8 protein-coding genes are annotated in these 6,869 nt (G+C 64.8%); 5 read left to right on the forward strand and 3 right to left on the reverse strand.

The genetic code is table 11. The features are described from left to right. Positions 1–45: 45 nt before the first annotated feature. Entirely contained in the window at positions 46–948 is a 903-nt protein-coding gene (locus FJ418_RS31280) for an SDR family oxidoreductase (protein WP_140872122.1), read from the reverse strand. A gap of 80 nt (positions 949–1,028) precedes the next feature. On the opposite strand from FJ418_RS31280, the gene FJ418_RS31285 reads away from it, so the two are divergent. Further along, positions 1,029–1,883 carry a helix-turn-helix transcriptional regulator gene (locus FJ418_RS31285; RefSeq protein ID WP_246683298.1) on the forward strand — a complete coding sequence of 285 codons (855 nt, stop codon included), beginning with the start codon at positions 1,029–1,031 and terminating at the stop codon, positions 1,881–1,883. Positions 1,884–1,994: 111 nt separating this feature from the next. Beyond that, complete coding sequence (locus tag FJ418_RS31290; protein WP_181167161.1) at positions 1,995–2,330, forward strand: hypothetical protein; 336 nt, start codon at positions 1,995–1,997, stop codon at positions 2,328–2,330. Between the two features lie 138 nt (positions 2,331–2,468). Here the strand turns inward: FJ418_RS31290 and FJ418_RS31300 are convergent, their stop codons facing one another. Continuing rightward, entirely contained in the window at positions 2,469–3,449 is a 981-nt protein-coding gene (locus FJ418_RS31300; protein ID WP_140872124.1) for a LysR family transcriptional regulator, read from the reverse strand. 85 nt (positions 3,450–3,534) lie between these two features. Here FJ418_RS31300 and FJ418_RS31305 point away from each other — a divergent pair, with 85 nt between their 5' ends. Together FJ418_RS31305 and FJ418_RS31310 are read left to right on the forward strand one after the other, a co-directional pair. Next, complete coding sequence (locus FJ418_RS31305) at positions 3,535–4,362, forward strand: class I SAM-dependent methyltransferase (protein WP_140872126.1); 828 nt, start codon at positions 3,535–3,537, stop codon at positions 4,360–4,362. 95 nt (positions 4,363–4,457) lie between these two features. Then, a complete protein-coding gene (locus tag FJ418_RS31310) occupies positions 4,458–4,961 on the forward strand; it encodes a hypothetical protein (RefSeq protein WP_140646896.1) in 504 nt (167 codons plus the stop codon). Here FJ418_RS31310 and FJ418_RS31315 read toward each other — a convergent pair. Continuing rightward, entirely contained in the window at positions 4,958–5,497 is a 540-nt protein-coding gene (locus FJ418_RS31315) for an Lrp/AsnC family transcriptional regulator (protein ID WP_140705006.1), read from the reverse strand. The genes FJ418_RS31310 and FJ418_RS31315 overlap by 4 nt on opposite strands. A gap of 48 nt (positions 5,498–5,545) precedes the next feature. Between FJ418_RS31315 and FJ418_RS31320 the strand changes: the two genes are divergently transcribed. Continuing rightward, positions 5,546–6,730, forward strand: coding sequence for an MFS transporter (locus FJ418_RS31320; protein WP_140872129.1), 1,185 nt, complete (start codon positions 5,546–5,548; stop codon positions 6,728–6,730). The last annotated feature ends 139 nt before the right edge of the window (positions 6,731–6,869 follow it).

Below are 6,869 nucleotides of genomic sequence, written 5' to 3' on the forward strand. Positions count from 1 at the left end.
GCAGACGGCGGTCCAGCCGGGTCGCTGAACCGCCGGAGGACCGGGCTAGGCCGCGGCCGCCTGCGAATAATCCATCCGTTCGAGATCGGCGATCAGGCCGGGTCCGGACGGCTGCCAGCCGAGATGCGCACGCGTCCACTCGCTCGACGCCGGCATGTCGAGGCCGGCGAACATGGCAAGCCATCCGAAATGGTCCGCTGCCTTGTCCTGCGACAGCGAGACCACCGGCACGTCGAGGCCGGCGCCGATCACTTCCGCGATCTCGCGCATGGCGATGCCTTCCTCGGCGACGGCGTTGTAGCGCACGCCGGCTTCCTGCCTGTCCAGCGCCAGACGGTAGAGCTTCGCGACGTCGAGCACATGCGCCGCCGACCACCGGTTGCGGCCCTCGCCAAGATAGGCCGAGGCGCCCTTGGCGCGTGTCTGGGCAATCAGCGGGGTGATCAGGCCCTGCTTCACCGTGTCATGCACCTGCGGCAGCCGCACCACCGATACTTTGACACCCTTCTCAGCCATCGCCGCACCGGTAAGCTCGGACAGGATACGCGGATTGCGGTGTTCGGTGTTGAAGATGTCTTCTCTCGCCGGCTGTCCGTGTTCGGCAGAGCCCATGCCCACGCCCGACGTGATGATGAGCAGCCGGTCCGACCCGGCGAGCGCCCCGCCCAGCGCTTCGATCACGCGCTTGTCCTTCTCGCAATTCGCGACGAAATTCGAGAAATTGTGATCGAAGGCGGTGTGGATCACCGCATCCGACTTCGCTGCGCCGTCGCGCAGGCTGTCGAGGTCTTCGATGTCGCCGCGATGGGGCTCGGCGCCTGCGGCGATAAGCGATTGCGCGCCGGCTTCGGAGCGGGTCAGGCCGAGCACCTGATGGCCCGCGGCGAGAAGCTCTGACACGATTCTGGAACCGATGAAGCCGGTAGCGCCGGTGAGGAATACACGCATGGGAGATCTCCGCTTGTTGTTCGGAGGCCTTATTTGCGCTATAGATCATTCTGTTAAAGTAGTGACTTTATCATGGTATAATGGCCAACAGGATCGCAATGCCAGCCGAGACGGCCAACAAGCTGGGCACCTTTCTACGGGACCGCCGCATGCGCCTCGATCCGGCCGCCTTCGGTTTCGCCACCGGGCGGCGGCGCACCCAAGGGCTGCGCCGCGAAGAAGTGGCACAGCGCGCCAATATCAGCCCGACCTGGTACACCTGGTTGGAGCAGGGACGGGGCGGCGCGCCCTCGGCGGACGTGCTCAACCGCATCGCGACCGGGCTGATGCTGACCGAGCCCGAACGCGAGCATCTGTTCATGCTGGGTCTCGGCCGGCCCCCGGAGGTCCGCTACAGAAACGTCGACAGCGTGACGCCGCGCCTCCAACGCGTCCTTGACGCTTTGGACCCCAGCCCGGCGATCATCAAGACCGCGACATGGGACGTGGTTGCCTGGAACCGTGCAGCCGCGGCGATGCTAACCGACTATTCCAAGCTGCCGCGCGAGCAGCGCAACATCCTTCGCCTGATGTTCGGCAACTCGCGCGTGCGCGACGCGCAGGACGATTGGGAGAGTGTCGCGCGCTTCGTGGTCGGATCGTTCAGGGCGGATGCCACGAGGGCGGGTGCAGGCGCGGAAATCACCCAACTCGTCGAAGAGCTTTGCCGGATCAGTCCGGAATTCGAGGCGCTGTGGCGCGACAACGACATCGTGCCGGCCCACGGCGAGGGCGTGAAGCGCCTGCGGCATCCCGAGATCGGGCTGATCGAGCTGGAGTTCTCCGTCTTTGCGGTCGATGGCCGCCCGGAACTCGGCATGATCGTCTACAATCCCGCCACGCAGGCGGATGCAGAACGTATTCGATCACTAATCGCGGCTCGTTCCGCAGAATGATGGCCGCCATGTGCGGTGTTCCGCCAAGGTGCGGCGGCGAAGCGGAAAACAGGTCACAAGGCGACTCGGTTAGGATAATATCCACCGCACGATTCTTCCTGGAAGATGTCTATGACCTTGAATGAGCTTAGTTGGTCGCCCTCCGAAAAGAAAGTTGCCCGCGCCGCATATGACAAGGCTCTTGAGAGGGCACTGGCCAGCATCATGGCCGAATTCAAAAGACGGGCGAACGCCGCGACCACGCCCTCCGAGATGTGGGAGGTCGAGGACTATCTGAAGGAGCAACGTCGCGATTTGGATCGGACGTTCGACTATCGCTATTCGCAACTGACCGTCGTTTTCGCAACTCTCATCCGGCAAGGATACCTGGACGAGGACTTACTCTCGGGTCTGTCGGAAGAAAAACGCGAGGAGATCCGCAGAATGCTTGCGTGGCACAAAGGATAAGGGTTTAGAAGCGTTACCTTCGCGCCGTCGCACACTGGATCGCTTGCGGTGGTTGGCCGAAGCTCCTCATGAAGGCGCGGCGCATGCGGCCGGCATCGCCGAAGCCGCTCTGTTCGGTCGAGCGGCTTATTGCCTGGCTCAGCCGCCTTCACGGGCCTTCGAAGCGTCAGCTTTGCCACCGCCTGCCCGATCGCTTCGGGGGACGTCAGCGGCGCCCGGCTGCCGGATATGGTCGATGAAGGCGCGCAGCTTGGGCAGCACCTGGTGCCTTTCCGGGTAATAGAGAAATACGCCCGGCGTGGTCACCGCGAAACGGCTGAGCAACGCCTGCAGGCGCCCGTCGGCGATCGGCGCCTCGGCGATAGGGCCAGGCACTTGCGCCAGCCCGACACCCTGGATCGCCGCGCCGAGCAGCGAGGGGTAGTCATGCGCGATCAACGGTCCCGAGACGATCGCCTCTATCGTCTTGTTTCCGTCGACAAAGGACCATGGCGCGACCGAGCCGTTCGAACGGCGCAGGCGCAGGCAGGCATGGTCGCGCAGGTCCTCGATGCGCTCGGGCGCCGCGCGCCGGCGCAGATAATCGGGACTGCCGACCACCACCATCGGAAAGGAGGGCGTCAGCCGGACCGCGACCATGTCGGGCGCGATCAGATCGCCCATCCGGATGCCGGCGTCGAATCCTTCGGCCGCGAGATCGGCGAGCTCGCCGCTGGCGACGATCTCCAGCTCGATCTCGGGATAGGCCTGGCAGAAGGAGGCGACCATCGGCTCCAGCAGCATCGGCACCACGGCCGGCGGTACCGAAAGGCGCAGGAGCCCCGCCGGCCGCTGGCCCATCCCGCGCGCGATCTCGCTTGCCGCGATCAGTTCCTCGAAGGCGGGCCGGGCACGCGCGAAAAAGCGCTCGCCTGCTTCCGTCAGGCCGACGCTGCGCGTCGTGCGGACGAAGAGCGCAGCACCTAGGCGCGCCTCGAGCGTTCGTATCGCCTGGCTGATCGCCGACGGAGTGACGGCGAGCTCGACCGCCGCCTTGCGGAAATTGCGGTGCTTGGCCACACTCAAAAACGCCTCGACACCATCGAGCGCGCCGTGTCTGACTGTGAAGTTCTGCTTCATGACCCATCGACATTACCGCGGATAGTTGCCGGCAGAAAGCGGCCGTATTTCTTGCGTGACTTTGGAAGCCTGAAGGGAAATGGCAATGACCGATGAACTCGATCGCGTGCGCGATCACTATCGCGCGACCGGCCTGACCGATCGGTTGAAGACCGCGCTGGCGGTGTTTGGACCCGAGCAACAGCGGCTGAAGCCCGAGCAACTGGCCACGCTCGATCAGTTCCACACCCGCGGGCTGGCCGCGACAGCGGAGCTCGCCGATCTTGCCGTCATCACCGCCGACATGTCGGTGCTCGACGTCGGATCTGGCATCGGCGGGCCGGCTCGCTTCCTGGAGGCGACATATGGCTGCGCGGTGACCGGTGTCGATCTCAGCGAACCCTTCGTCGAGGCCGCGCACTATCTGACAGCGCGAACCGGGCAGGCCGGCCAAGTGTCGTTCGAAGCCAGTAGCGCTTTGTCGCTTCCCTTCGAGGATGGCCGTTTCGACGCCGCGCTTTTGCAGCATGTGGCGATGAACATCGCCGACCGGCCGTTGCTCTACCGCGAGGTCAGGCGCGTTTTGAAGCCGGGCGGAAAATTCGCGACATTCGACGTCGTGCTGAATGGTGGCGATCCGCTCTATCCAGTGCCCTGGGCGAAGACGCCGGGCGAAAGCTTCCTGTTGACGGCCGAGGAGACCTGCGAAGCGATCGAAGCCGCCGGCTTCGGCACGCTCGTCCGCCGTGACGACACGGCTGCCGCCAAGGCCTGGTTCGCCGAGCTCCGTGCCTCCGGCCCGCCGCCTTCGCTCAATCTCGGGGTCGTCATGGGCCAGGGTTTCGCCGAATTCGCCACCAATCTCGGACGCAATCTCATGGAGGGACGTCTGGGCATTCTGACGGCTGTGTTTGAAGCCGTTCCGGTCAATTGAGCAATTCCAGGAAAATCGTTCGGCGGTCAGGCTCGGCGGCTTGGCCGTAGCCTTCCGTCCGGAATTGCGAAAAACCAACACTGAAGGAGGCGAAGATGTCACCAGCGATGATCTTCAACATCCACCTCGCGCTTGGCTACGTGCCGTGGCTGCTTTGCTTCGTCGCCTATATCTGGCCAAGGCTGAGGTCGATGGAGCCGATAGAGGCGCAGCGCGCGATAGCAACGCTGCACAGCTTCCGCTTCTTCGGCCTCGTCTTCCTCATCCCGGGCGTGGTCGGTCCCGACCTTGCTCCTGACTTCGCAAGCTTCGCCGCCTATGGCGACTTCGCCACCGGTCTGCTCGCCATGCTGGCGCTGCTCGCGGTGGCGAGGCCTGCGATCTTCTGGCCGTTGGTCGTCGCCTTCAACGTCGCGGGCGTGGTGGACCTTGTCGGCGACTACTATCTCGGCACCGTGCTCGACCTTCCTGGCCATGCCGGACAGTTGGGCGCGACCTATGCGATCCCGATCCTCTACGTGCCGCTGCTGATGATCACGCATGTCGCGGCGTTCTATCTGCTGGCGCGTTCCAGGCGCCACCAGATCGCGGCGACTTAATAAACCGGTGTCGCCATATGCTTCGGCGCCGGCCATTCGCTCGTGATCTCGGGCTGCACCGGCCGCTCGAGATAGGTCGACAGCACGACATAGCTGCGTGTCGAGGTGACGCCGGGCGTGTCGTAGAGGCGGGCCAGCAAGCCTTCCAGCGCCCGCGTGTCCTCGGTGCGCACCTTGAGCAGCATGCAGGTGTCGCCGGCGACCGTGTGGATTTCCTCGACTTCCGGATATTTGGAGACCGCCATCAGTTCCGGCGTCTTGCCCCAGCCCCTTGTGTCGATATGCACGAAGGCCAGCAGCGGCTTCTTCACCGCCCTCGGATCGATGATCGCCGAGGTGGCGCGGATGGCCCCGCTGCGCTTCAATCGCTTGACCCGCTCATGCGCCGCCGGCGGCGACAGGCCGACGCGCTCGCCCAGATCGGCATAGCTGATGGTCGCGTCCTCGACCAGAACGCCTAATATCTTTCGGTCGATCGGGTCGATCTCGCGGACCGGATGCTTGTTCCGCTGAATGTCATCTGTTTCTGCGTCCATATGGAAATTCTCCATTGATGCGGAATTCAATTCGGCCATTATGGAGATATGTCGAACACCAATCAATCTGCAATTATGACCCACGCGCCTCGGGCGCCGATACCGGCCGCCGCCTATCTGCTGACCGGCTGCATCGCCGTCATCGGCTCCAATTCCCTGGTTCTGGGACCGATCGCGCCCGCCGTCGCGGCGTCGTTCGGCGCAAGCGTGCCGGCGGTGATGACGGCTGCCGCCGCCTTCGGCCTCGGCACGTCGGCCAGCGCGCTCTTCCTTGCCCGCTACATCGACCGGATCGGTGCGCGCCGCATGCTGCAGGGCGCATTGCTGCTGCTGGCTCTGGCGCTCGTCGCCAGTGCTTTGGCGCCGACGGTGACGATGCTGGTGGCCGCGCAGCTCGTTGCCGGCATCGCCGCCGGCATCGCCATGCCGGCGATCTATGCCAGCTCGGCCGCGATCGCGCCGCCCGGCCGCGAAAGCGGCACCATTGGGGTGGTGCTGACCGGCTGGACGCTCTCCATGGTCGCCGGTGTCTCGCTGTCGGCCGTGATCGCCGATCTCATCCATTGGCGCGCCGTCTTCGCGGCCGTCGCGCTGCTGGCGGGAGCGGCCGTTGCTGGCCTGGCGTTGAGTTCGCTGCATGACGTCAGGAAAAGCGGTCCGGCGCCGTCGCCGCTGGGCGCGCTCGCCGTTCCCGGCATCCTGCCGCTGCTCATTGCCTGCGGCGCCTTTATGACCGCCTTCTACGGCGTCTACGGCTATCTCGGCGACCATCTTCATGAAGCCCTCGGCGAGCCGGTCAGCGCCAACGGCCTGGCCGCCGTCGCCTACGGTCTCGGCTTCGGCGCGGCCGCTTTGCTCGATGGCGTCATCGACCGGCTCGGCGCGCGCCGTGTCATGCCGTTCGCCTATCTGCTGGTCGCCGCCGTCTATGTCGCCATCGCCTTGGCAAGCGCCGGCTTCGGCCTGCTGCTTGCGTCGATAGGCGTATGGGGTCTCGCCAACCATTTCGGGCTGAACGTGCTGGTCATGCGCCTTACCGCGCTCGATCCGGCGCGGCGCGGCACCATCATGGGTCTGAACAGCGCGGTCACCTATCTTGCCGTCACTGTCGGCACCGCAGGCTTCGGCCCGCTCTACACGACCCTCGGCTTCGCCAACTGCGCCTTGATCGCCGCGGGACTGATGCTGGTTGCGGCGGGCGCCGCGGCGTGGCGGCCGGCTGGTCCTCGATAACGGGCCTGCCTCACTCTTCGCTTCCGGCCGGAAATCCGTTTCGCACTTTTCCTGGGATTGCTCTAACAGGCTGCGGAAAAACCCTTTTGTCTAAGGTCATTCCGTGATTCGATTCCGCCAGCGAGATCGGAGGATGAGA

This window comes from Mesorhizobium sp. B2-8-3 (assembly GCF_006440815.1).
Lineage (GTDB): Bacteria > Pseudomonadota > Alphaproteobacteria > Rhizobiales > Rhizobiaceae > Mesorhizobium.